Annotated in this window: 18 protein-coding genes; 17 read left to right on the top strand and 1 reads right to left on the bottom strand. The window is 44.5% G+C overall.

Going from position 1 to position 23,060, the window contains the following annotated elements; all coding sequences use genetic code 11:
- Window positions 1-29 precede the first annotated feature (29 nt).
- On the bottom strand, window positions 30-1,286 hold the full coding sequence (gene tyrS, locus HF992_RS09565) for a tyrosine--tRNA ligase (protein WP_168549811.1): 1,257 nt from the start codon (window positions 1,284-1,286) through the stop codon (window positions 30-32).
- 106 nt (window positions 1,287-1,392) lie between these two features.
- Between tyrS and HF992_RS09560 the strand changes: the two genes are divergently transcribed.
- The 17 genes from HF992_RS09560 (at window position 1,393) to HF992_RS09480 (ending at window position 22,546) form a co-directional block, all read left to right on the top strand.
- Window positions 1,393-3,870 carry a transglycosylase domain-containing protein gene (locus HF992_RS09560; RefSeq protein WP_168549810.1) on the top strand — a complete coding sequence of 826 codons (2,478 nt, stop codon included), beginning with the start codon at window positions 1,393-1,395 and terminating at the stop codon, window positions 3,868-3,870.
- 303 nt (window positions 3,871-4,173) lie between these two features.
- Complete coding sequence (gene rpoB, locus HF992_RS09555) at window positions 4,174-7,740, top strand: DNA-directed RNA polymerase subunit beta (protein WP_168549809.1); 3,567 nt, start codon at window positions 4,174-4,176, stop codon at window positions 7,738-7,740.
- Window positions 7,741-8,025: 285 nt separating this feature from the next.
- On the top strand, window positions 8,026-11,655 hold the full coding sequence (rpoC, locus tag HF992_RS09550) for a DNA-directed RNA polymerase subunit beta' (RefSeq protein ID WP_168549808.1): 3,630 nt from the start codon (window positions 8,026-8,028) through the stop codon (window positions 11,653-11,655).
- Between the two features lie 184 nt (window positions 11,656-11,839).
- Window positions 11,840-12,481: an ABC transporter permease subunit gene (locus HF992_RS09545; RefSeq protein WP_168549807.1), complete on the top strand. Its 642-nt coding sequence runs from the start codon at window positions 11,840-11,842 to the stop codon at window positions 12,479-12,481.
- An 8-nt stretch (window positions 12,482-12,489) separates the two neighbouring features.
- Entirely contained in the window at window positions 12,490-13,122 is a 633-nt protein-coding gene (locus HF992_RS09540; RefSeq protein WP_168549806.1) for an amino acid ABC transporter ATP-binding protein, read from the top strand.
- 144 nt (window positions 13,123-13,266) lie between these two features.
- The gene (locus HF992_RS09535; protein WP_168549805.1) at window positions 13,267-14,103 is read left to right on the top strand and encodes an amino acid ABC transporter substrate-binding protein; all 837 of its coding nucleotides are present in this window, start codon (window positions 13,267-13,269) and stop codon (window positions 14,101-14,103) included.
- Between the two features lie 253 nt (window positions 14,104-14,356).
- Window positions 14,357-14,710, top strand: coding sequence for a DUF1033 family protein (locus HF992_RS09530; RefSeq protein WP_168549804.1), 354 nt, complete (start codon window positions 14,357-14,359; stop codon window positions 14,708-14,710).
- Between the two features lie 240 nt (window positions 14,711-14,950).
- On the top strand, window positions 14,951-15,892 hold the full coding sequence (gene comGA / locus HF992_RS09525; protein ID WP_168549803.1) for a competence type IV pilus ATPase ComGA: 942 nt from the start codon (window positions 14,951-14,953) through the stop codon (window positions 15,890-15,892).
- Window positions 15,786-16,856 carry a competence type IV pilus assembly protein ComGB gene (gene comGB / locus HF992_RS09520; protein ID WP_281346981.1) on the top strand — a complete coding sequence of 357 codons (1,071 nt, stop codon included), beginning with the start codon at window positions 15,786-15,788 and terminating at the stop codon, window positions 16,854-16,856. Before comGA ends, comGB begins: the two co-directional genes overlap by 107 nt.
- Window positions 16,853-17,179: a competence type IV pilus major pilin ComGC gene (gene comGC, locus HF992_RS09515; protein WP_168549802.1), complete on the top strand. Its 327-nt coding sequence runs from the start codon at window positions 16,853-16,855 to the stop codon at window positions 17,177-17,179. The genes comGB and comGC overlap by 4 nt, the downstream gene beginning before the upstream one ends.
- Complete coding sequence (comGD, locus tag HF992_RS09510; protein ID WP_168549801.1) at window positions 17,139-17,579, top strand: competence type IV pilus minor pilin ComGD; 441 nt, start codon at window positions 17,139-17,141, stop codon at window positions 17,577-17,579. The genes comGC and comGD overlap by 41 nt, the downstream gene beginning before the upstream one ends.
- Window positions 17,551-17,844 (top strand): competence type IV pilus minor pilin ComGE, encoded by a 294-nt coding sequence (gene comGE, locus HF992_RS09505; protein ID WP_168549800.1) that lies wholly within the window; start codon window positions 17,551-17,553, stop codon window positions 17,842-17,844. Before comGD ends, comGE begins: the two co-directional genes overlap by 29 nt.
- Complete coding sequence (gene comGF / locus HF992_RS09500) at window positions 17,804-18,265, top strand: competence type IV pilus minor pilin ComGF (RefSeq protein WP_168549799.1); 462 nt, start codon at window positions 17,804-17,806, stop codon at window positions 18,263-18,265. The genes comGE and comGF overlap by 41 nt, the downstream gene beginning before the upstream one ends.
- 10 nt (window positions 18,266-18,275) lie before the next feature.
- Window positions 18,276-18,782 (top strand): competence type IV pilus minor pilin ComGG, encoded by a 507-nt coding sequence (comGG, locus tag HF992_RS09495; protein ID WP_168549798.1) that lies wholly within the window; start codon window positions 18,276-18,278, stop codon window positions 18,780-18,782.
- Window positions 18,783-18,801: 19 nt separating this feature from the next.
- Window positions 18,802-19,758 (top strand): class I SAM-dependent methyltransferase, encoded by a 957-nt coding sequence (locus HF992_RS09490; RefSeq protein WP_168549797.1) that lies wholly within the window; start codon window positions 18,802-18,804, stop codon window positions 19,756-19,758.
- A 57-nt stretch (window positions 19,759-19,815) separates the two neighbouring features.
- Window positions 19,816-21,009, top strand: coding sequence for an acetate kinase (locus tag HF992_RS09485; protein ID WP_168549796.1), 1,194 nt, complete (start codon window positions 19,816-19,818; stop codon window positions 21,007-21,009).
- A 196-nt stretch (window positions 21,010-21,205) separates the two neighbouring features.
- On the top strand, window positions 21,206-22,546 hold the full coding sequence (locus tag HF992_RS09480) for an APC family permease (RefSeq protein WP_168549795.1): 1,341 nt from the start codon (window positions 21,206-21,208) through the stop codon (window positions 22,544-22,546).
- Window positions 22,547-23,060: the final 514 nt, after the last annotated feature.

Below are 23,060 nucleotides of genomic sequence, written 5' to 3'. Positions count from 1 at the left end.
AGACTCTAGCAGGTTTTTGGTTAGTCGGTTTAATAAGTCAAAACAAAGTATTTTTTCTTGCCGCGGCGGATAACGGTCAGTTCTCCGTCGATTTTGTCTGTATCAGTCAGTTGGTAATCGAGGTCTTGGATGCGGTCGCCGTTGAGGGAGATGGCACCATTTTGGACATCCTCACGGGCTTGGCGTTTTGAGTTGACAATACCTGAGGTGACGAGCAGTTCTACGATGTTGTGGCTGTCATCGGTTTTAACGGTATAGTTTGGTACGTTGCTGAGTCCTTGCTTGAGCTCTTTAGCAGAGAGTTCTTTGATGTTGCCTGCAAAGAGTTGCTCGGTAATCTTGAGGGCTTGCTGGTAGGCTTCTTCACCGTGTACTAAGGTCACGACTTCTTTTGCTAGAACTTTCTGGGCAAGGCGTTCATGTGGTGCTGCGAGGAACTGGCTTTCCAGCTCAGCGATTTCTTCCAAAGACAGGAAGGTAAAAATCTTGAGGAAACGGATAGCGTCGGCATCCATAACATTGAGCCAGAACTGGTACATCTCGTAAGGGCTGGTCTTGTCCGCGTCCAACCAGATAGCGTTACCCTCGGACTTGCCAAATTTTTTGCCAGTGCTATCGGTGATGAGGGGAACAGTGATGACGTGTCCTGTCTTATCGCCCTTTCGGCGAAGCAATTCGGTACCTGCGGTCATGTTGCCCCACTGGTCGGAGCCGCCGATTTGTAGGGTCACATCGTAGAGGCGGTTGAGCTCGTAAAAATCATATCCCTGCATGATTTGGTAGGCAAATTCGGTGTAGGAAATGCCTGTTTCAATGCGTTTTTTTACGGATTCCTTGCCCATCATGTAGTTGACGGTAAAGTACTTGCCGACATCACGCAGAAAATCAATGAAGCTAATGCTGCCAAACCAGTCGTAGTTGTTGGTCATAACAGCCTTATTTGCTCCGTTTTCAAAATCAAGAAAGCGCGAGAGCTGCCCTTGGATTTTTTGCACCCAACCGTCGACGGTTTCTTTGGTTTGCAAGCTCCGCTCCGCATCCTTAAAGGATGGGTCGCCGATGAGACCAGTCGCTCCGCCCACCAGCGGATAAGGCTTATGTCCCGCTAATTGCAGGTGACGACAGACCAAAATTGGCACCAAGTGTCCGAGGTGAAGACTGTCGGCTGTCGGATCATAGCCCGAATAATAGGCCACAGTCCCTTCTGCTAGGGCTTTTTTGAGGGCGTCTTCGTCTGTCGTCTGAAAGACGAGGCCACGGGCTTTGAGTTCATCAAAGATATTCATCGGCTATTCTCCTTTTTTCAGTAATGGTCACATTATAACACAATTCATGTAGGAATGGAAAACTTTTAGTAAATTTGTTATAATGGGACGAGTATAAGGAGTTACTATGGCTAAGTTTGATTTTGAAAAGCTAAAGAAAATAAAGGTGGGACAGCCACATCCAATCAGGGAATTTGGGGGCAAGTTTTTGGGATGGTTTAAAATCGGTTTTAATATTTTGTTTGTGCTAGGACTCCTGGTTGGTATGTTTGGGTCAGGGGTAGCCCTGGGGTATATTGGTAGTTTGTTTGAAGTTGTTGAGCCGATGGATAAGGAAACCTTAGTCAGTCGTGCTAGCCAAGTTACAGGCATCTCGCAGTTGCAATACGCAGATGGGACGATGATTTCGGAAGTTAAATCAGATCTACTGCGTAAAGAAGTTCCTAGCGAGGCTATTTCTGACTATGTCAAGCAAGCAGTAATTGCAACAGAAGATGAGAATTTTCAGAACCATAAGGGTGTCGTTCCCAAAGCGATTTTCAGGGCGGCCTTAGGGTCTTTAGGGGTTGGATCATCTAGTGGTGGGTCTACCTTGACTCAACAATTAATTAAGCAGCAGGTCGTCGGCAATGAGTTGACTTATTCTCGAAAAGCGTCTGAAATCGTCTATGCGCTAGAGCTTGAGAGGCATCTTACTAAGGATGAAATCTTGACACTTTACCTCAATGTCTCTTCCTTTGGTCGCAATCATCATGGTCAAAATATTGCTGGTGTCGAAGAGGCGGCACGCGGTATCTTTGGGGTCTCTGCAGCTGAATTATCAATTCCTCAAGCAGCCTTCATTGCTGGGCTCCCGCAGAGTCCGATTGTGTATTCGCCATACGCGGCGGACGGCACTCTGAAGTCCCCTGAAAATTTAGCCTATGGGTTGGGAAGAGCTCACGATGTCCTTTACAATTTGTATCGGACGGGTGCCCTAAGTAAGGATGACTATGAGATCTACACCGCTTATGATATCACCCAAGACTTTTTACCTGGGGAGCCGATTGTGACAGATAGTGGAGACTATCTTTATTATGCGGTCGTTGAAGAAGCTCAAGACATTATTTATAATCTTTTGGTCGCAAGGGATAAATTGACGGAAGCGGATTTGCAAAATGCTGAAAAAGTGGCGACCTACAAGGAAATGGCTGCGCAGGAGCTGAGTTTGGGTGGTTATACAGTTAAGACGACCATTAATCAGACCGTTTATAATGCCATGCAGGCGGCGGCCGTGGCTAACTCAGGAATCTTGCAAGATGGTACCTCTCCTGTTGAGGTAGGGAATGTTCTCTTGGATAATAAGACAGGGGCTGTTATTGCCTTTGTGGGCGGCTATAATTATGGCGCCAATCAGGTCAATCATGCTTTAACGACCTACCGATCACCAGGTTCCAGTATCAAACCGATTTTGCCTTATGCGATTGCGGTGGATCAAGGTTTACTTGGTTCAGCTTCACTTCTGTCAAATTACCCAGCGACCTATGCCAGTGGCCAGAAAATTATGCATGGGGTGAGTTCAGGGACCCAAATGGAACCTCTCCAAAATGCTTTGAATCAGTCTCAGAATATCCCCGCTTACTGGACCTACAGCCTTTTGCGTAACACAGGTGTAGATGTCAAAAGTTATATGGAAGGGATGAACATCCATATTCCAGAGTATGGGATTGAGAGTCTTCCCTTAGGTTCTGGGGCGGAAGTAACTGTTGCACAGTTGGCTAATGCTTATCAAACCTTGGCAAATAATGGCGTCTATCAGAAGTACCATATGGTGGAAAGTATAGTTGATGAAAGAGGAGAAGCTGTTTACCAGCATCAAGCGGAACCGATTCAGGTCTTTTCACCAGCGGCAGCAACGATTATGCAACAGCTCCTAAGAGGTCCTATTACTTCAGGAGCGACAACTTATTATTTGTCAAATCTACGTTCGGCTAACGGTCATTTGGCAGGTGCCGATTGGATTGGCAAAACGGGCTCTACAGACTATTATAAGGATGTCTGGTTGAGCATCAGTACACCGACTATTACGCTCACCGGTTGGGCAGGGCACGATGATAATACGGGCATGCCAGATGATGCGGGGTACAACCGAAATTCACGTTACATGGCTTTGATGGCGGCAGCTATTTATGCAGCGGATCCCAATGTCTTTGGGGATTTATCCGCTCGCTTCCAATTAGATGATAGTGTTATAGCCTCAACCGTCTTAAAAATGACTGGGCAGCGCCCAGGGACGCTTCATATTAATGGACGTCAAATTACCCTTGGTGGGGAAACTACAACTAGCTATTGGGCAAAAAATGGAGCGCCAGTAACTAATTATCGTTTTGCGATTGGTGGAACAGATAGTGACTATGCTAAGGCCTGGGATAGGATTTTAGGAAATGTTACTGCCGAAGAAGAGCTAAAGGATAGAGAAGAAGAGGAGCCGAAAGACAAAGAAGAAGAGAAAGAGAAAGAGAAAGAGAAAGAGAAAGAGACATCTGCAAGTAGTTCAAGGCGAGGAGACAATCAAGAAGCAGATAGTGAGACTCGTGAAGAAACTGTCGCGGAATCTGAACCATAAAACCAGACATAAAAACTTGCAAAACAAGACAAAATGAGCTATAATAATAAGAACGATTTGTCGTAGTTTTGTTTGAAATATTGTCCAAATAAGACTAACAGCAGTTAAATCAACTGATAAAAGGAAGATTTAGCTGCTCTTTTTGTGCCTATTTTTAGGATTTTTTAGGTTTGTTACATAAACTTAAAGATTCTGAAAATGATATAAAAAGGACAAATGAATGGAGTGAAGGCAATTAGCCTTGAGTCAGGTGCTAGAGAGGATTAGCTTTCTCGGTGCCATCTTAGAAAAGGAGTTAACGACTTGGCAGGACATGACGTTCAGTACGGGAAACATCGGACCCGTCGCAGTTTTTCAAGGATTAAAGAAGTTCTTGATTTACCAAACTTGATTGAGATCCAAACGGATTCCTACAAAGAATTTTTGGACCGCGAGTTGAAGGAAGTGTTTGAAGATGTGCTTCCAGTGTCCAACTTTACAGACACGATGGAGTTGGAGTTTGTTGGTTATGAAATGCGCGAACCTAAGTACACCTTAGAAGAGGCGCGTGCCCATGATGCCAACTATTCTGCACCGATTTTTGTCACTTTCCGCTTGATTAATAAAGAGACGGGTGAAATCAAGACCCAAGAAGTTTTCTTTGGCGATTTTCCAATGATGACGGAAATGGGGACGTTCATCATTAACGGTGCGGAGCGGATTATCGTTTCGCAATTGGTGAGATCACCGGGAGTTTATTTCAACGATAAGGTGGATAAGAACGGAAAAGTGGGCTATGGCTCAACCGTTATCCCCAATCGTGGCGCTTGGTTGGAACTGGAAAGCGACTCAAAAGACATTGGTTATGCTCGGATCGACCGGACACGTAAGATTCCTTTCACTACCTTGGTGCGTGCCCTAGGTTTTTCAGGGGATGATGAGATTTTTGATATTTTCGGTGACAGCGAAATTGTTCGCAACACCATTGAAAAAGACCTCCATAAGAACCCTGCGGATTCAAGGACAGATGAGGCGCTGAAGGAAATTTATGAACGTTTGCGTCCGGGTGAACCAAAGACGGCAGATTCTTCTCGTAGCCTTTTGAACGCACGCTTCTTCGACCGTCGTCGTTACGACCTTGCTGCGGTTGGTCGCTATAAAATTAATAAAAAACTGAACATTAAGACTCGTCTTCTGAACCAAACCATCGCAGAAGCTCTTGTTGATCCCGAGACTGGTGAAATTCTAGTTGAAGCTGGAACAGTGTTGACTCGCCAAGTGATCGATTCGATTGCAGAGCATTTGGACGGTGACCTCAACAAAATCACTTATATCCCTAATGATTCGGCTGTTTTGACAGAGCCAGTTGAGCTTCAACGGTTCAAGATCGTCGCTCCAACAGACCCAGATCGTGTGATTCATGTTATCGGTAATGCCAATCCTAGCGAACGTATCCGTACGATTACGCCGGCAGATATCTTGGCAGAGATGAACTATTTCCTCAATCTTGCTGAAGGTTTAGGAAAAGTGGATGATATTGACCACTTGGGGAACCGCCGTATCCGTGCGGTTGGTGAACTTTTGGCCAATCAGGTCCGCATCGGTTTGACCCGTATGGAACGTAATTTACGTGAGCGAATGTCTGTTCAAGATAACGAGGTCTTGACACCGCAAAGCATCATTAACATCCGACCAGTGACTGCTGCGGTGAAAGAATTCTTTGGTTCTTCACAGTTGTCTCAGTTCATGGACCAACATAACCCACTGTCTGAGCTGTCCCACAAACGCCGTCTATCAGCCCTTGGTCCTGGTGGTTTGACACGTGACCGCGCTGGTTATGAGGTGCGTGACGTTCACTACACTCACTATGGGCGCATGTGTCCGATTGAAACACCAGAAGGCCCCAACATTGGTTTGATTAACAACTTGTCGTCCTATGGTCATCTTAACCAATACGGCTTTATCCAGACACCTTATCGCAAGATTGATCGTGAAACAGGTAAGGTAACAGATGAAATCGTCTGGTTGACAGCGGATGAGGAAGACGAATATATTGTCGCTCAGGCTAATTCACCGCTTAACGAAGACCGTACATTTGCTAGTGATATCGTTATGGGACGTCATCAAGGGAATAACCAAGAATTTCCAGCTAACCAAGCGGATTTCATGGATGTTTCTCCTAAGCAGGTAGTTGCCGTTGCGACAGCATGTATTCCGTTCTTGGAAAACGATGACTCCAACCGTGCCTTGATGGGAGCCAACATGCAACGTCAGGCTGTACCATTGATTGATCCAAAAGCACCTTATGTGGGAACGGGTATGGAGTACCAAGCAGCCCATGACTCTGGTGCGGCAGTTATTGCTCAGCATGATGGAACGGTTACCTATGCAGATGCTGATAAGGTTGAAGTTCGTCGTGAAGATGGCTCGCTTGATATTTATAAAGTGACGAAGTTCCGCCGTTCCAACTCAGGGACAGCCTATAACCAACGTACCCTAGTCAAAGTTGGTGACAAGATTGAAAAAGGTGACTTTATCGCAGATGGTCCATCTATGGAACGCGGGGAAATGGCTCTTGGTCAAAACCCAATCGTTGCCTACATGACTTGGGAAGGGTATAACTTCGAGGATGCGGTCATCATGAGTGAGCGCCTTGTGAAAGAGGATGTGTATACCTCTGTCCACTTGGAAGAATACGAATCAGAAACTCGCGATACCAAGTTAGGCCCTGAAGAAATTACCCGTGAAATTCCAAACGTCGGTGAGGATGCCCTTCGTCAGTTAGATGAAATGGGGATTATCCGTATTGGTGCTGAAGTCAAAGAAGGCGACATCCTGGTAGGTAAGGTTACTCCTAAGGGTGAAAAAGATCTGTCAGCTGAGGAACGACTCCTCCATGCGATCTTTGGGGACAAATCACGTGAAGTGCGTGACACCTCTCTTCGTGTGCCACACGGTGCCGATGGTGTTGTCCGTGATGTGAAAATCTTTACCCGTGCAAATGGGGATGAGCTCCAATCAGGCGTTAATATGCTGGTGCGTGTCTACATCGCTCAAAAACGCAAGATCAAGGTCGGCGATAAAATGGCCGGCCGCCACGGTAACAAGGGTGTCGTATCCCGTATCGTTCCTGTGGAGGACATGCCGTACCTTCCTGATGGTACACCGGTTGATATCATGTTGAACCCACTTGGGGTACCATCTCGGATGAATATCGGTCAGGTTATGGAACTTCACCTTGGTATGGCGGCTCGCAATTTGGGAATCCATATCGCAACCCCAGTCTTTGACGGTGCGTCTTCAGAAGACCTCTGGGCGACTGTTAAGGAAGCTGGAATGAACTCAGATGCCAAGACTATTCTCTATGATGGACGAACTGGTGAGCCATTTGATAACCGTGTGTCTGTTGGGGTCATGTACATGATCAAACTCCACCATATGGTGGATGACAAGCTCCATGCTCGTTCAACCGGACCTTATTCTCTTGTTACCCAGCAGCCACTCGGGGGTAAAGCCCAGTTTGGTGGTCAGCGTTTCGGGGAGATGGAGGTTTGGGCCTTGGAAGCTTACGGTGCATCAAACGTCCTTCAAGAAATCTTAACTTACAAGTCAGATGATGTGACCGGTCGTCTCAAAGCTTATGAAGCTATTACTAAGGGCAATCCGATTCCTAAGCCAGGTGTTCCAGAATCTTTCCGCGTACTGGTGAAAGAATTGCAATCGCTTGGTCTTGACATGCGAGTCCTTGATGAAGATGACAATGAAGTAGAACTCCGTGACTTGGATGAAGGCGAAGATGACGATATCATTCACGTAGATGATCTTGAAAAAGCCCGTCAAAAAGCCGCTGCTGAAGCTGCTGCTGCCTTCGCTGCAGAATCAGATGATTAAAACAGTCCAGTGGACTGTTTTAACCCCTGCCGGAAAATAAAGAAGCAGGGCAAGTCCAGTGGACTGTTTGACCGTAGTTAAAAACCTCATGGTGTGAGTGTCTCGCCTTCTAAATGCTATAACAGAGTTTGCTACTTCTGAGTTCTTAGAAAGCAAAACATAATCTTTAAACACAACACCATGAGTGCGTTTAGGCAGCTGGGGATACCCCAGTTTGTTGCCTATCCAAGTCATCAGTTTAGTCCTAACACGACTAGCTGAAACAGTATAAGAAAGGGATATTAAGTGGTTGACGTAAATCGATTTAAAAGTATGCAAATCACTCTAGCTTCACCCAGCAAGGTCCGGTCATGGTCTTATGGGGAAGTTAAGAAACCTGAAACCATCAACTACCGTACATTGAAACCAGAACGGGAAGGCCTTTTTGATGAAGTCATCTTTGGGCCTACCAAAGACTGGGAATGTTCGTGTGGAAAATACAAACGTATCCGTTACAAGGGTATCGTCTGCGACCGTTGTGGTGTCGAAGTGACTCGTGCCAAGGTTCGCCGTGAGCGGATGGGACACATTGAGCTGAAAGCTCCGATTTCTCACATCTGGTACTTCAAAGGAATTCCATCTCGCATGGGGCTGACCCTTGATATGAGTCCTAGAGCTCTTGAAGAAGTTATTTACTTTGCGGCCTATGTGGTGATTGATCCCAAAGAGACACCGCTGGAGCACAAGTCCATCATGACAGAACGTGAATACCGTGAGCGTTTACGTGAATACGGACAAGGTTCCTTCGTTGCCAAAATGGGTGCGGAAGCCATTCAAGACCTCTTGAAACAGGTTGATCTTCCAACTGAAATTGCTGCACTTAAAGAAGAATTAAAAACAGCAACAGGTCAAAAACGCATCAAAGCCATTCGTCGTCTGGATGTTTTGGATGCCTTCTATAAATCAGGCAACAAGCCAGAATGGATGATTCTCAACATCTTGCCAGTTATTCCACCGGACCTGCGTCCGATGGTTCAGTTAGATGGTGGCCGTTTTGCTGCTTCTGACTTGAATGACCTCTACCGCCGTGTCATTAACCGGAATAACCGTCTGGCTCGCCTCTTGGAGCTTAATGCGCCAGGGATTATCGTGCAAAACGAAAAGCGGATGCTGCAAGAAGCCGTTGATGCTTTGATTGATAACGGCCGCCGTGGTCGTCCAATCACAGGTCCAGGTAGCCGTCCGCTTAAGTCTCTCAGCCACATGCTAAAAGGGAAGCAGGGCCGTTTCCGTCAAAACTTGCTTGGTAAGCGGGTTGACTTCTCAGGGCGTTCAGTTATCGCTGTCGGGCCAACTCTTAAAATGTACCAATGTGGTGTGCCGCGCGAAATGGCTATTGAACTCTTCAAACCGTTTGTGATGCGTGAGATTGTTGCGCGTGACTACGCTCAAAACGTGAAGGCGGCTAAACGCATGGTGGAGCGTGGCGATGAGCGAATCTGGGATATCTTGGAAGAAGTGATTAAAGAGCACCCAGTACTGCTTAACCGCGCACCGACCCTTCACCGTTTGGGGATTCAGGCTTTTGAACCAGTCTTGATTGATGGTAAGGCACTTCGTCTTCACCCGCTCGTTTGTGAAGCCTACAACGCTGACTTTGATGGGGACCAGATGGCCATTCACGTGCCATTGTCTGAAGAAGCGCAAGCAGAAGCGCGTATCCTCATGCTGGCTGCGGAGCACATTCTTAACCCGAAAGATGGTAAGCCAGTTGTAACCCCATCTCAAGATATGGTTTTGGGGAACTATTACTTGACCATGGAAGACGCTGGGCGTGAAGGCGAAGGTATGGTCTTCAAGGATGCTAATGAAGCAGTCATGGCCTACCGTAATGGCTATGTTCACCTCCATACACGTGTGGGAATTGCGACGGATAGTCTGGATAAGCCTTGGCTTGAAGATCAAAAGCATAAGATCTTAATGACAACTATCGGTAAGATCCTCTTCAATGCCATTATGCCTGCAGAATTACCATACCTGCAAGAACCTAATAATGCGAATCTGACGGACGGTGTTCCTGCTAAGTATTTCTTGACACCAGGTCAAGATATCAAGGCTGAGATTGCTCAGTTGGAGATTAATCCACCATTTAAGAAGAAAAATTTGGGGAATATCATCGCTGAAATCTTTAAACGTTTCCGCACAACAGAAACTTCAGCACTTCTTGACCGCTTGAAAGATTTAGGTTACTACCATTCAACCTTAGCTGGCTTGACCGTAGGTATCGCAGATATTCCTGTTATTGATGATAAGGAAAGTGTCATCGAAGAAGCTCACGACAAGGTTGACTTGATCACCAAGCAGTTCCGTCGTGGTTTGATTAGTGACGAAGAGCGCTATAATGCTGTTACCAATACGTGGCGTGAAACCAAGGAAATTCTTGAGAAACGTTTGATCGAAAAACAAGATCCGAAGAATCCAATCGTTATGATGATGGATTCCGGTGCCCGGGGTAACATTTCTAACTTCTCCCAGCTTGCGGGGATGCGTGGACTGATGTCTGCACCGAATGGACGTATCATGGAATTGCCAATTCTCTCTAACTTCCGTGAAGGTCTGTCCGTTCTCGAAATGTTCTTCTCCACTCACGGTGCCCGTAAGGGGATGACGGACACAGCCCTTAAGACTGCTGACTCAGGTTACTTGACACGCCGTTTGGTTGACGTTGCTCAAGACGTGATTATCCGCGAGGATGACTGCGGTACAGACCGTGGTTTGGACATTACCTCTATTACAGATGGTAAAGAGATGATCGAGCCACTCGAAGAACGCCTCCAAGGACGCTACACGAAGAAAACCGTTAAACATCCTGAGACAGGTGAAATCATCATTGGAGCCAATAAGCTAATCACTGAAGATACAGCCCGTCAAATCGTTGAAGCTGGCGTAGAACAAGTGACGATTCGATCTGTCTTCACATGTAACACCCGCCATGGGGTCTGCCGTCATTGTTACGGAATAAACCTAGCAACCGGCGATGCTGTTGAGGTAGGGGAAGCAGTTGGTACAGTAGCTGCCCAATCTATCGGTGAACCTGGTACCCAGTTGACGATGCGTACCTTCCACACGGGTGGGGTTGCTTCAAACACTGATATCACGCAAGGTCTCCCACGTGTTCAGGAAATCTTTGAAGCCCGCAATCCTAAGGGGGAAGCGGTCATCACAGAAATTAAAGGAACAGTCACAGCCATCGAGGAAGACGCGGCAACAAGAACCAAGAAAGTCTTTGTCTCAGGGCAAACCGGCGATGGTGAATACATTGTGCCTTACACCGCTCGTATGCGTGTTGAAGTGGGTGACAGTGTTAACCGTGGACAAGCCTTGACAGAAGGGTCTATCCAGCCAAAACGTCTCTTGGAAGTTCGCGATGTCTTGTCTGTTGAAACCTATCTCCTTTCGGAAGTTCAAAAAGTTTACCGTAGCCAAGGGGTAGAAATCGGTGATAAGCACATCGAAGTAATGGTTCGCCAAATGCTTCGCAAGGTTCGCGTTATGGATCCAGGGGATACCGATCTCCTCATGGGAACTCTGATGGACATTACTGACTTCACGGATGCCAATGCCCAAGTCGTTATTTCAGGTGGTGTTCCTGCGACAGCACGTCCAGTCTTGATGGGAATTACCAAGGCTTCCTTAGAAACGAATTCCTTCTTATCAGCAGCTTCCTTCCAAGAAACGACCCGTGTTCTCACAGATGCGGCTATTCGTGGCAAACGCGATCACCTTCTTGGCCTCAAGGAAAATGTTATCATTGGTAAGATTATTCCAGCTGGTACCGGTATGGCACGTTACCGTAACATTGAACCTCAGGCTATTAACGAAGTTGAAACCATTGAACCAGATGAAGTGGTAGCAGAAGTTCTTGAAACTGAATAAGTTATCAAAAGTCAGAAAATCCTTATTTTCTGACTTTTCTTCATGCAAGAGCTAGCAAATCTTAAGAACTATGGTATAATATAGAAACATCTAATTATATTTAAGATAAAACGTCTCTGTGTGAGGAAGGTTCAAGGCTTACCTCTTTGACTAGGGTGTTTGTCGTTTAACAGGAGGTACATCAGTGTCTTACATATTAGAAGTCTTACCCAGTTTACTTAGAGGAGCAACGACTACACTATATATTTTTGTGCTTGTTTTAGTATTATCTATTCCCTTGGGAATCCTAGTTGCTTTTTTGATGCAGATTAAGTTCAAGCCCTTACGGTGGTTCTTAGATAGTTACGTCCTCATAATGAGAGGGACGCCACTTCTGTTGCAATTGATCTTTTTCTATTATGTGCTTCCGAGTGTAGGGATTGTATTTGACCGAATGCCGGCAGTTATTATAGCTTTTACTTTGAATTATGCGGCCTATTTTTCAGAAATTTTCCGAGGGGGAATCGAAGCTATTCCTTCAGGCCAATACGAAGCGGCTAAGGTTTTAAAGTTAAGCCATGTTCAGACGGTACGCTATATTGTCCTTCCGCAGGTGGTTAAGATTGTATTGCCAAGTATTTTTAATGAGATTATCACGTTAGTAAAGGATACAGCCTTGGTTTATGCGCTTGGCGTTGGGGATTTGCTATTGGCTAGTCGAACGGCTGCCAATCGTGATGCTAGCCTAGCCCCTATGTTCATTGCCGGTGCCATTTACCTACTCATGATAGGTCTTGTCACCCTTATTTCTAAACAGGTAGAGAAGAAATTTGATTACTACAGATAGGAGAAGGCATGTTAGAATTACGAAATATATCTAAATCCTTTGGAGACAAACCCATTTTTAGCAATTATAGCCTCGTGATACCAGAAGGAGAAATCATTGCGATTGTTGGGCAATCGGGTGGGGGCAAGACGACTTTATTGAGAATGTTGGCTGGCTTGGAATCCATTGATTCTGGCGAAGTAATCTACAATGGCCAGTCCCTTCCTTTGGACCATCTAGAACAACGTAATCTTCTGGGCTTTGTGTTCCAAGACTTCCAACTCTTTCCTCACTTATCGGTGATGGAAAACTTGACCCTATCTCCCATCAAGACGATGAATCTTTCAAAGCAAGAAGCAGAAGAAAAGGCGGGGAAGTTGTTAACAGCTCTTGGGTTATCCGCCCATGCTAAAGTCTATCCCTATTCGTTATCTGGTGGACAGAAACAGCGGGTTGCTCTAGCTAGAGCCATGATGATTTCACCAGAAATCATCGGGTTTGACGAACCAACTTCTGCACTTGACCCTGAGTTGCGCTTGGAAGTCGAAAAGCTGATTTTAGAAAACAAGGCTTCTGGGATTACGCAGATTGTGGTTACCCACGATATGCAGTTTGCTGAGAATATTGCGGATCAAATCATTAAAATTGAGCCTAAGCATTAAACAAGCGCAGAAGTCCAGATAATGCGAAGGAAAAAACGAACGTTTTTGATAATTATTTTTTAAAACGGTGACAATTTGCAAAAAAAAAGATATAATGGGGGAACTAAATTTTGATGGCAGGGTCATCAAAAAAGGAGGAGACATATGAAAATGAAGAAATGGTTAGCAGGTGCTCTTGGTTTAGTAGCGAGTGTGGCATTAGTTGGCTGTGGTCAATCAGCTTCTAAAGAAGCGGCAACGGATGCTTGGGCAAGCATTGAAAAAGAAGGTAAAATTACCATTGGCTTTGACAATACCTTTGTACCAATGGGGTTTGAAGATAGTTCGGGTAAAAACGTTGGTTTTGATATTGATTTAGCAACTGCAGTCTTTGACAAATATGATATTACAATCGAATGGCAACCAATTGACTGGGATCTGAAAGAAAAAGAGCTTAACAATGGCAACATTGACTTGATCTGGAATGGCTACACTGCAACCGATGCGCGTCGGGAATTGGTCCTCTTTACAGAACCATACATGGCTAATGAGCAGGTCTTGGTAACGAAGAAGTCCTCAGGGATTGATACTGCAAAAGGCATGGCTGGTAAGAAATTAGGAGCTCAAGCTGGTTCATCTGGCTACCATGTTTTCACTGAGAATCCTGAAATTCTCAAGGATTTGGTGGATGGTGCAGATGCGACTCAGTATGCTACCTTTAACGAAGCGTTAATTGATTTGAAAAATGATCGTATCGATGGTCTCTTGATTGACCGTGTGTATGCTAACTATTATTTGGCTCAAGAAGGGATTCTTGCAGACTATAATGTATTGGTACCAGGTTACAAGGAAGAAGCTTTTGCAGTCGGTGCACGCAAATCGGATAAGGCTTTGGTGGATAACATCAACAAGGCTCTCAAGGAACTTTACGCTGATGGAGCATTTGGTGAGATTTCTGACAAGTGGTTTGGTGAAGATGTCGCTGCAGATGCCATCAAATAATTAAGGATGAGACCATGAAAGCTTGAGAGGGAAGCGAAAGCGGTGGAATTTAATGCCGTTTCCTTTGGGGTTGCTTATCGAAAGAGTTTACAATTATGAGGTTAAGGCGATGTCTTAGCCTCTTTTGTATTGGCACGAATTGACAGGATAGTAAAGTTTATTGTTAGGAATTAAGGGATTTATTGTGAAAATTGAGCAAATTCTTTCCTATTTTATGAAATTTAGGCTATAATACCAATCAAGGAAGTAAGCTATGTATCAAGTAATTAAATTATACGGAGATTTTGAACCCTGGTGGTTTTTAGAGGGCTGGCAGGAAGATATTGTGATGTGTCAGAACTTTGAGGATTACACTCAAGCTGAGCGGTTCTATCAACAGGAATGGCAGAAACTCTTTCAGATTTTGCCTCAGTATGAAAATCGGACAGATAAGATGTCTGTTTTTTGGGATCCCAAAGAGCAACGGTGGTGTGAGGAGTGTGATGAATTTTTACAGCAGTACCATTCCTTGTTAATATTGGAGCAAGAGCTAGTGGCTTGGCTGCCGCAACAAGCAGTAGTCACTTCTAAACGTGTCAAGGCTTGCCATTTAAGGAAAGCAGAATAAAAAGTTGGCCCAGGTCAACTTTTTTTGTATTCTTACGAATTGATAGGAGAAGAATCTTAAACGTGGAAACATTAGATAGTCTAGATAAGTGATTTTGGCTAGGTTTGGCGACAGTTTTGAGTGACGGAAGAGCATCCGTGGCTAAAAAGCTGATTTAACAGCTTTCCTACACAGCTTTAAAGAAAATAGACTGTTTGCAAGGGATTCATCATTATAAAAAATGAGGAAAGGGGAGTGACTATGGCGCAAGAATTGGCCAGGAAGTTAATAGCTCAAGCCAGCGAAGAAAGGGTAAGTGATATTTATATTTTGCCTAAAGGAGCTATCTTTGAGCTTTATTTTCGCCTGGGAGATGAGAGGCGTTTTATTGCTAGTTATGATGCGGAAAAGATGTCAGCAGTTATTGGACATTTTAAGTTTATCGCTGGGATGAATGTCGGTGAGAAGAGGAGGAGTCAACTCGGGTCTTGTACCTATGATTATGGGACGGGACAGATTGCCATACGGCTGTCAACGGTTGGAGACTACCAAGGTCAGGAGAGCTTAGTTATTCGTTTGCTCTATGACTTGGATCAGGACTTGGATTTTTGGTTTGAGACGATTCGATCTTTAGCTGAAGAAGTCAAGGGAAGGGGGCTTTACCTTTTTTCGGGACCAGTAGGGAGTGGCAAAACCTCTCTCATGTACCATTTAGCTAGGCACCATTTTGCTGGTCGTCAGGTTATTACTATTGAAGATCCTGTCGAGATCAAACAGGGAGATATGCTCCAACTCCAACTCAATGAGGCGATAGGATCAACTTACGATGACTTGATAAAATTATCCTTACGCCATCGTCCAGACTTACTGATTATCGGAGAGATAAGAGACAGTCAGACAGCGCGTGCAGTTATGCGAGCCAGTTTGACCGGTGCAACGGTTTTTTCTACAATTCATGCCAGGTCCATCAGAGGCGTCTATGACCGTCTCTTAGAATTAGGCGTTAGCCCAGAAGAGTTGAAAAATAGTTTACAGGGGATTTACTACCAGCGTTTGCTAGCAGGAGGAGGTGTTGTCGATTTTGAAAACAGAAACTTTGAAGCCTACCAGCCAGATCGGTGGAACCAAAAGATGGATCAGCTTTTTGAAGCAGGACATCTCACTGAAATCCAAAGGGAAACCGAAAAAATTAGGCTTGCTTAAACAAAAGAAAATCATTGCCCTTTTTAATAATCTGTTCTCATCGGGTTTTAATCTGACAGAGATTATCAGTTTTTTAAGGAGGAGCCAGCTTTTGGGAGACTCCTATACGCAATCAATGCAGGATGGCCTATTGAAAGGGCAATCTTTTGCCATGATTATGAAACAACTAGGGTTTTCGGATCAAGTAGTCACTCAACTGAGTCTAGCAGAGATGCATGGCAATCTATCCCTCTGCTTAGCCAAGGTGGAAACTTATCTAGAACAGGTCCTTAAGGTTAAGAAGAAGCTGATTGAAGTAGCTACCTATCCGTTGATTTTAGTGGGTTTTTTAGTTCTGTTGATGGTGGGGCTGAAGAATTATTTGCTCCCGCAGTTGACGCAGGGAAATCTAGCAACTGTTCTGATCGGTTACTTCCCAGTTCTTTTTCTCGGATTCTTTTGCGTGACGCTTTTAGCGACTATCGGTTTTCGATCTTGGTTGAAAAGAACCAGACAACTGCCCGTTTATAGTAAAATGACACGCATTCCTGGTTTTGGGAGTTTGTTGCGGCTCTATTTGACGGGCTATTATGCCAGAGAATGGGGCAATCTGATTGGACAAGGCTTAGAAATGACCCAAATTTTGCAGATTATGGTGGATCAACCATCAAGATTGTTTGCAGAGATTGGTCAGGACATGCTGGAAAGTTTGTCTCAAGGACAGCAATTCCATCAAAAAGTACAAGACTATCCCTTTTTTGAGACGGAGCTTAGTTTGATTATTGAATATGGTGAGGCGAAGTCTAAACTGGGTCAAGAATTGGAGATTTATGCTAGTGACTGCTGGGATCGCTTCTTTTTCTCGATTAATAAGCGGATGCAGTTGATCCAACCCTTGATTTTTATCTTTGTTGCCCTTGTCATTGTGCTGATTTATGCAGCCATGCTTTTACCTATTTATCATAATATGGAGGTTCATTTGTGAAAAAACAATTACAAAACATTAAAAAGACACTAGTTTCTGGGTTCACACTCGTGGAGATGTTGATTGTATTACTCGTTATCAGTGTTTTATTGCTCTTGTTTGTGCCTAATTTAAGTCAGCAAAAAGAGGCCGTGTCCAATACTGGAAAAGCGGCTGTGGTTAAGGTGGTTGAGAGTCAGGCGGAACTCTATGAGCTGTCAAACACTGAGGAAGCTAGTCTGTCTAAGTTGGTTAATTCAGGAAGCATCACCCAGGAACAAGTCAAAGCTTATCAGGACTATTATGCTAAAAATACGGATAAGACCCCAACGGTTGCCCCTTAATCGGCTGTTTGTCAGAGGGTTCACTTTGCTAGAAGGCTTACTGGTTTTGACCTTGGTGACGGGCTTGGTGATGAGCCTTTCTGGGCAGGTGAAACCCATCTTTTCCCAGGTCAGACAGGAACTCTTTTTTCTGGAGTTTGAGCATCTCTATAAAGAAAGTCAAAGACTCAGTCAGTCTAAGGGACAAAAAATCAGTGTAACGATTAATCAGGACACCATCAGTAATGGCTTACAGGAAGTTGACCTACCACCAGACCTTCAAGTGTCACCGCAGGTGATTGAATTTGATCGGGATGGGGGGAATCATTCCTTGAGCAAGGTGGTTTTTCAAACTGATCAGAAACAGGTCAGTTATCAATTGTATTTAGGGAGTGGGAAATATAAAAAAACGAGAGATTAAGGCTTACATTCTCCTAGAATCATTAATCACAACAGGTTTGCTAGCACTTTTGGTCAGCTTGGTCTTAGGAGGGATTTCAAGTAGTCGCAAATACCATCAAGAAGCGCTTGAGCGCGAAGAAGGTTACCAACTGGCCAAGATGGCCCTACAGGCAGGGCAATCTCATCTGACAGGGAATGGTCAGGAAATTCAGGTCTCTAAGACAGAAACAGGTTTACAGATTTATGCGAAAGGAGAAGAGATACTTGCAATTGCTCAAAAATAGATTATCGGCTTTTACCCTATTGGAGGCTTTGGTGGCCCTACTAGTCATTGCAAGTAGCCTCTTGGTTATTCAAAGTTTGAGTAAAAATCTAGCCTATGATATGGCTTACCAAAGTCGCGATACCAGAAAGGACTGGCTAGTCTTTTCGGACCAGCTACAGCGAGAATTGGATCAGAGTCGTCTGGTCAAGGTGGAGAACAATCGCCTCTATGTTACCAAATTTGGCCAGGAGTTGGCCTTTGGGCAATCTAAGAAGGACGACTTCAGAAAAACCAATTGGTCCTTGCAAGGCTACCAACCCATGCTTCAAGATTTGAAAGACTCTCAAATTAGCCAGTCAGGGGATGTCATCGAGCTCAATGTCCAGTTCAATAACGGCTTAGAAAGGACCTTTATCTATGGTTTTGACCAAGAGGATTAAGGGAGGGGTTATGTTATATGCCCTGCTTCTGTTTTCCCTATTTGGACTCTTGCTTCAATTCTACCTGAATCGGCAATTAGCAATGGCTCAGACCAATCAAGCTAGCCAGCAATCGTTAACAGCTTACGCGCTAGCCATTTGGACCAAAGACAAGGTCGAAGAAGAGTTACGCTTAAAAGAGCAAGACCGCAAAGAGCAGGTGTCAAGTGAGACCAAGAAGCAAGCACAAACAGGGGAGGTGGATGCCGAGAAAGATTTCACGGAACAAGTAGTATCTGAAGGCAAAACAGCTGGGATCGAACGCGAAAAGGGGGAAACGGGTTTAGCAGCTGGGAAAGAATTGCTCCTGAGTAAGCCATTAAAAAACGCCAAGCAGGATAAGCAGCAAGGGGAGCTGTTGTTCGATAAAGGGGTGGCGGCATACCTGCTGGAGGGGGAACAATTGACGATAGAGGTTAAGTTAACAACAGGTTTGGCATTTCAATACACCTTTTCTATCAATAGCCAAATGAGGTGATTTTTGATATGATAGAGTCATGAATTTTGAAAAGATTGAAGAAGCTTACGAGCTTTTGTTGGAAAATGTGCAGACTCTGCAAAACCAGCTGATGACCAACAGCTACGACGCCTTGATCGAGCAAAACATGGCTTACACTAAGCAGGCCCTTCTGGAGGATGGTGGCCTCAATGCCAATAATGACAAGTTGCGGCAACTGAAGCTGACTCAGGAAGAGTGGCGCAGGGTTTATCAGTTTTTATTCATCAAGCTTAATCAGTCAGAACCTCTCCAGTACAACCACCAATTCACACCAGATAGCATTGGTTTACTTTTGGTCTTTATCCTGGATTGTCTCTTTGAGAAGGATAAGTTGGAGGTGATTGAAATTGGTTCTGGAACAGGGAATCTGGCCTTTACCATGGTTAATCATAGTTCCAAGACCTTGGATTATCTAGGGATTGAGCTGGATGACCTTCTGATTGATTTATCTGCCAGTATGGCGGACGTGATGGCGATTGATCTCCGCTTGGTTCAAGGGGATGCGATTCGCCCACACTTGCTAAAAACCTCCGATGTCATTTTATCTGATCTTCCGATCGGCTACTATCCTGATGATGTGATTGCTAGCCGCTTTCGTCTAGCTGCGCCAGAGGGGCATACTTACGCCCATCATTTACTCATGGCTCAGGGAATCAAGTACCTCAAAGCGGATGGTTATGGCATCTTTTTGGCGCCTAATGACCTCTTGACTAGTCCACAGAGTTACTTGTTCAAACAATGGTTGGGGACCGAAGCCCAGCTTGTGGCAGTCATTAGTCTCCCAGAAGGCTTTTTCGGAAAGAAAGAACTAGCGAAGTCCCTCTTTATCCTCCAAAAACAGACTGGTAAAGCGCAGGAAACCTTTGTCTATCCTTTGCATAGTTTGCAGGATCGGGAGGCTTTGCAGGCCTTTATGGAAGCTTTTAAAAAATGGAGCAGAGAAGGTGCAAAATAGCTAAAATTTTGGTATAATAGATGCAAACGTTTTAAATGAAGAAGGGGACGAAACAATATGTCAAAAACAATTGCAATCAATGCTGGTTCATCAAGTCTGAAATGGCAACTATACCAAATGCCTGAAGAAACAGTATTGGCCAAGGGGATTGTAGAACGTATCGGTCTTGATGATGCGATCTCAACTGTGAAATTTAATGGCCGTGCTGAATCTCAGACGTTATCAATTAAGGACCATACGGTTGCAGTAAAACTGCTTTTGGATGATTTGAAACGCTTTGAAATCATTACTGATTTTTCTGAGATTACAGGAGTTGGGCACCGCGTTGTTGCCGGCGGTGAGGTTTTCAAAAACTCTGTTTTGGTTGATGAGGCTGTTTTAGCAAAAATTGAAGAACTATCTAGTTTAGCGCCCCTTCATAACCCAGCTAATGCTGCGGGTATTCGTGCTTTTAAGGAAATTCTGCCTGATATTGTGAGCGTGGCCGTTTTTGATACAGCTTTCCATACTAGCCTTCCAGAAGTTGCCTACCGTTACCCACTAGCAGATAAATACTACACAGATTATCAAGTGCGTAAGTACGGAGCTCACGGGACCAGCCATTACTATGTGTCTCAAGAAGCCGCTAGAATTCTGAACAAACCGATTGAAGAGTTGAAGTTGATTACAGCCCACATCGGAAACGGAGTTTCGCTCTCAGCCATTGCTGGTGGCAAATCTGTGGATACTTCTATGGGCTTCACACCGCTTGCAGGTCCTATGATGGGAACTCGCTCTGGGGATATTGACCCAGCCATTATCCCATACTTGGTGGAGCATGTGCCTGGCTTGGAAGATGCGGCAGCTGTTGTCAATGCCCTCAACAAAGAATCAGGTATCCTAGGTGTTTCTGGGTTGACAAATGACATGCGTGACTTGGAAGCCGCAATGAAAGATGGTAATCCAAAAGCGCAATTGGCTTTTGATATGTTCGCAGATCGTTTGAAGAAATATATCGGCCAATATTTTGCTGTGTTAAATGGTGCAGATGCTCTGATCTTCACAGCCGGTATCGGTGAGAACGATGCCTTACTCCGCGAAAAAATCGTGAAGGAGTTGAGCTGGTTTGGTCTGGATATTGATCCAGCTAAGAATGTTTTTGGCAACAGTGGCATTATCTCTACAGCTGACGCCAAAGTTAAAGTTATTGTTGTTCCAACCGATGAAGAATTGGTCATTGCACGTGATGTTGAAGCCTTAAAGGCTCAATAATAGGTAATTATAACTGAAACAGAGACTCTACGGTTACACAGTCGTTTAGAGTCTCTTTTTGATGATCTGTAAACTGGATAACTTAAAATCCTTAGTGGAGTGAGAGTGTTCTACATATTTAGAAGGCCTAGCTTTTGGGGTCGAAATAGTGTATAATTTAACAAATAATATGGAGCGAATAATAAGTGTGGGCACTATGGAAAAGATTACAAAGCAGGCCTATAACCTCTGGACGGCGATTGCTCTGATTGTCGGTGTGGTTATTGGATCGGGGATTTACTTTAAGGCAGATGATATCTTGACGTTTACAGGAGGCCATGTGGGTTTGGGAATTCTGGTTCTTGTCTTAGGCTCCTTGTCTGTGACATTTGGAAGCTTGTCGCTTTCTGAACTAGCCCAGCGCAATAGTGGCAGTGGGGGCTTATCGAGTTATTTTGAAGCCTATGTTAATCCTGGTCTTGCCGCAGCACTTGGTTTTTTTACAGCCTATCTATATTTTCCAACGGTTATAGCCGTTGTAGCTTGGGTAGCGGGTATCTATACCTTTTTATTTTTGGGAATCGATGCTTCGTTAGGAGGACAGATTCTTTTAGGAGCTGCCTATGTTATTGTTTTTGGAAGCTTGAATATCTACTCTAGGCATTTAGGGGGATATTTCCAGACCTTATCAACCATGATCAAGGTGATCCCTCTGATTCTTATTGGATTTCTTGGTCTATTTCATCAGACGCCTACTCCAGAAATCCCTGCTACAGTGACGATAGTAGAGCCCCATGCTGTTGGGATTGGATGGATGGCAGGACTCGTTCCTCTGGCTTTTGCTTTTGAAGGTTGGACAGCTGTTGCTAATATTGCGCCAGAAATTAAAAATCCCAAGAAAAATTTAGCACGCGCCTTTATTATTGGACCCATGAGTATCCTTGGTATCTATCTTCTCTTTTTCTATGGGATGAACAATCTCTTAGGTCCAAGCTTTATCATGTCTACGGGGGATAAGGCGATTACTTTTGCGGGGGTTCAGCTCTTTGGAGCAGGGATTGGAAAACTCTTGCTACTTGTGGTCTTGCTTTCGGTTCTGGGTGTGGTTAATGGTTTGATTTTAGCGACCATGCGCTTGCCCCAAGCTTTTGCGGAGCGAGGCTGGATACCATCACCTGCTATGGCTAAGCTCAACCTCAAGTATCAGCTATCGATTCCTGCCGCGGTGTCTGTGATAATCGTGACGCTTGCCTATCTTTTTATTCACTATCTGGTCCAGAAATTCAATCTGTTACCAGGAAGTGACATCAGTGAAATTACCTTGGTCTTCAACAATGTTACCTTAAACCTCCTTCATTTGGCGGTCCTCAGGCACTATTTAAAAGGAAAAATTACGAATAAATTGACAGGCTTGCTAGCGCCTGTGCTGGCTATGGCGGGATCTTTGATGATTCTGATTGGCAGTCTGACCCATCATTTTGTAAGGGTAGCCTGTTTCCAACTGTTTTGCCTGCTCTTTTGTGCCTGGGGCTATTGGCTCTATCGTAAAACGAAATGACAATCAAAATCGGAGTCAGTTGCTGGTCATCGAGTAACGATTTTGAGTGATATAGCAACCCCAAAATTGTTGAAGTGGCCATTAGGCGCAGATTTGGAATGTAACTAATAGACAACTGGAAAGAAAAAATCGCCTTCTCATAAGAAAAGCCCCTAAAGTTAGATTTTTCTGTACTGACCCCAAAAGTTAGGCACAAAATCTAACAATTGGGGTGCTTTTTGTATGAAATTAAGTTATGAAGATAGATAAAAGATGTATAAGTTGAGAAAAAAGGGAGTGATATGACTCTATGATATTGACAGTTCTATGATCCAACACCTGGTCACCCTCAGGAATAAGCAATCAGTGATTATATCTTTTTACTACAAGAATAAACGCATTAAGCCAAAATCATGACCACCCGTCAAACGGGTGGTTTGAATAAGGGCTATAAGCCCACGACACCAGCCAGCGCCTATGCTGCTCTCTTTCACTTTGTTCAAGCCTAACCGCTTTTGACTCGTCACTCGCCTCT

The sequence above is a fragment of the Streptococcus ovuberis genome (genome assembly GCF_012396585.1).
Lineage (GTDB): Bacteria > Bacillota > Bacilli > Lactobacillales > Streptococcaceae > Streptococcus > Streptococcus ovuberis.
The sequence above is the reverse complement of the archived record's forward strand: the minus strand, read 5'-3'. Positions and strand labels throughout refer to the sequence as shown.

Bases quoted from the DNA above. Each gene is read 5' to 3' on its own strand.
- HF992_RS09485 (WP_168549796.1), top strand. From the start codon at position 19,816: ATGTCAAAAACAATTGCAATCAATGCTGGTTCATCAAGTCTGAAATGG.
- tyrS (WP_168549811.1), bottom strand. From the start codon at position 1,286: ATGAATATCTTTGATGAACTCAAAGCCCGTGGCCTCGTCTTTCAGACG.
- comGA (WP_168549803.1), top strand. From the start codon at position 14,951: ATGGCGCAAGAATTGGCCAGGAAGTTAATAGCTCAAGCCAGCGAAGAA.
- HF992_RS09480 (WP_168549795.1), top strand. From the start codon at position 21,206: ATGGAAAAGATTACAAAGCAGGCCTATAACCTCTGGACGGCGATTGCT.
- HF992_RS09560 (WP_168549810.1), top strand. From the start codon at position 1,393: ATGGCTAAGTTTGATTTTGAAAAGCTAAAGAAAATAAAGGTGGGACAG.
- comGF (WP_168549799.1), top strand. From the start codon at position 17,804: ATGCGAAAGGAGAAGAGATACTTGCAATTGCTCAAAAATAGATTATCG.
- comGG (WP_168549798.1), top strand. From the start codon at position 18,276: ATGTTATATGCCCTGCTTCTGTTTTCCCTATTTGGACTCTTGCTTCAA.
- HF992_RS09540 (WP_168549806.1), top strand. From the start codon at position 12,490: ATGTTAGAATTACGAAATATATCTAAATCCTTTGGAGACAAACCCATT.
- HF992_RS09535 (WP_168549805.1), top strand. From the start codon at position 13,267: ATGAAAATGAAGAAATGGTTAGCAGGTGCTCTTGGTTTAGTAGCGAGT.
- HF992_RS09490 (WP_168549797.1), top strand. From the start codon at position 18,802: ATGAATTTTGAAAAGATTGAAGAAGCTTACGAGCTTTTGTTGGAAAAT.
- HF992_RS09530 (WP_168549804.1), top strand. From the start codon at position 14,357: ATGTATCAAGTAATTAAATTATACGGAGATTTTGAACCCTGGTGGTTT.
- comGD (WP_168549801.1), top strand. From the start codon at position 17,139: ATGCTAAAAATACGGATAAGACCCCAACGGTTGCCCCTTAATCGGCTG.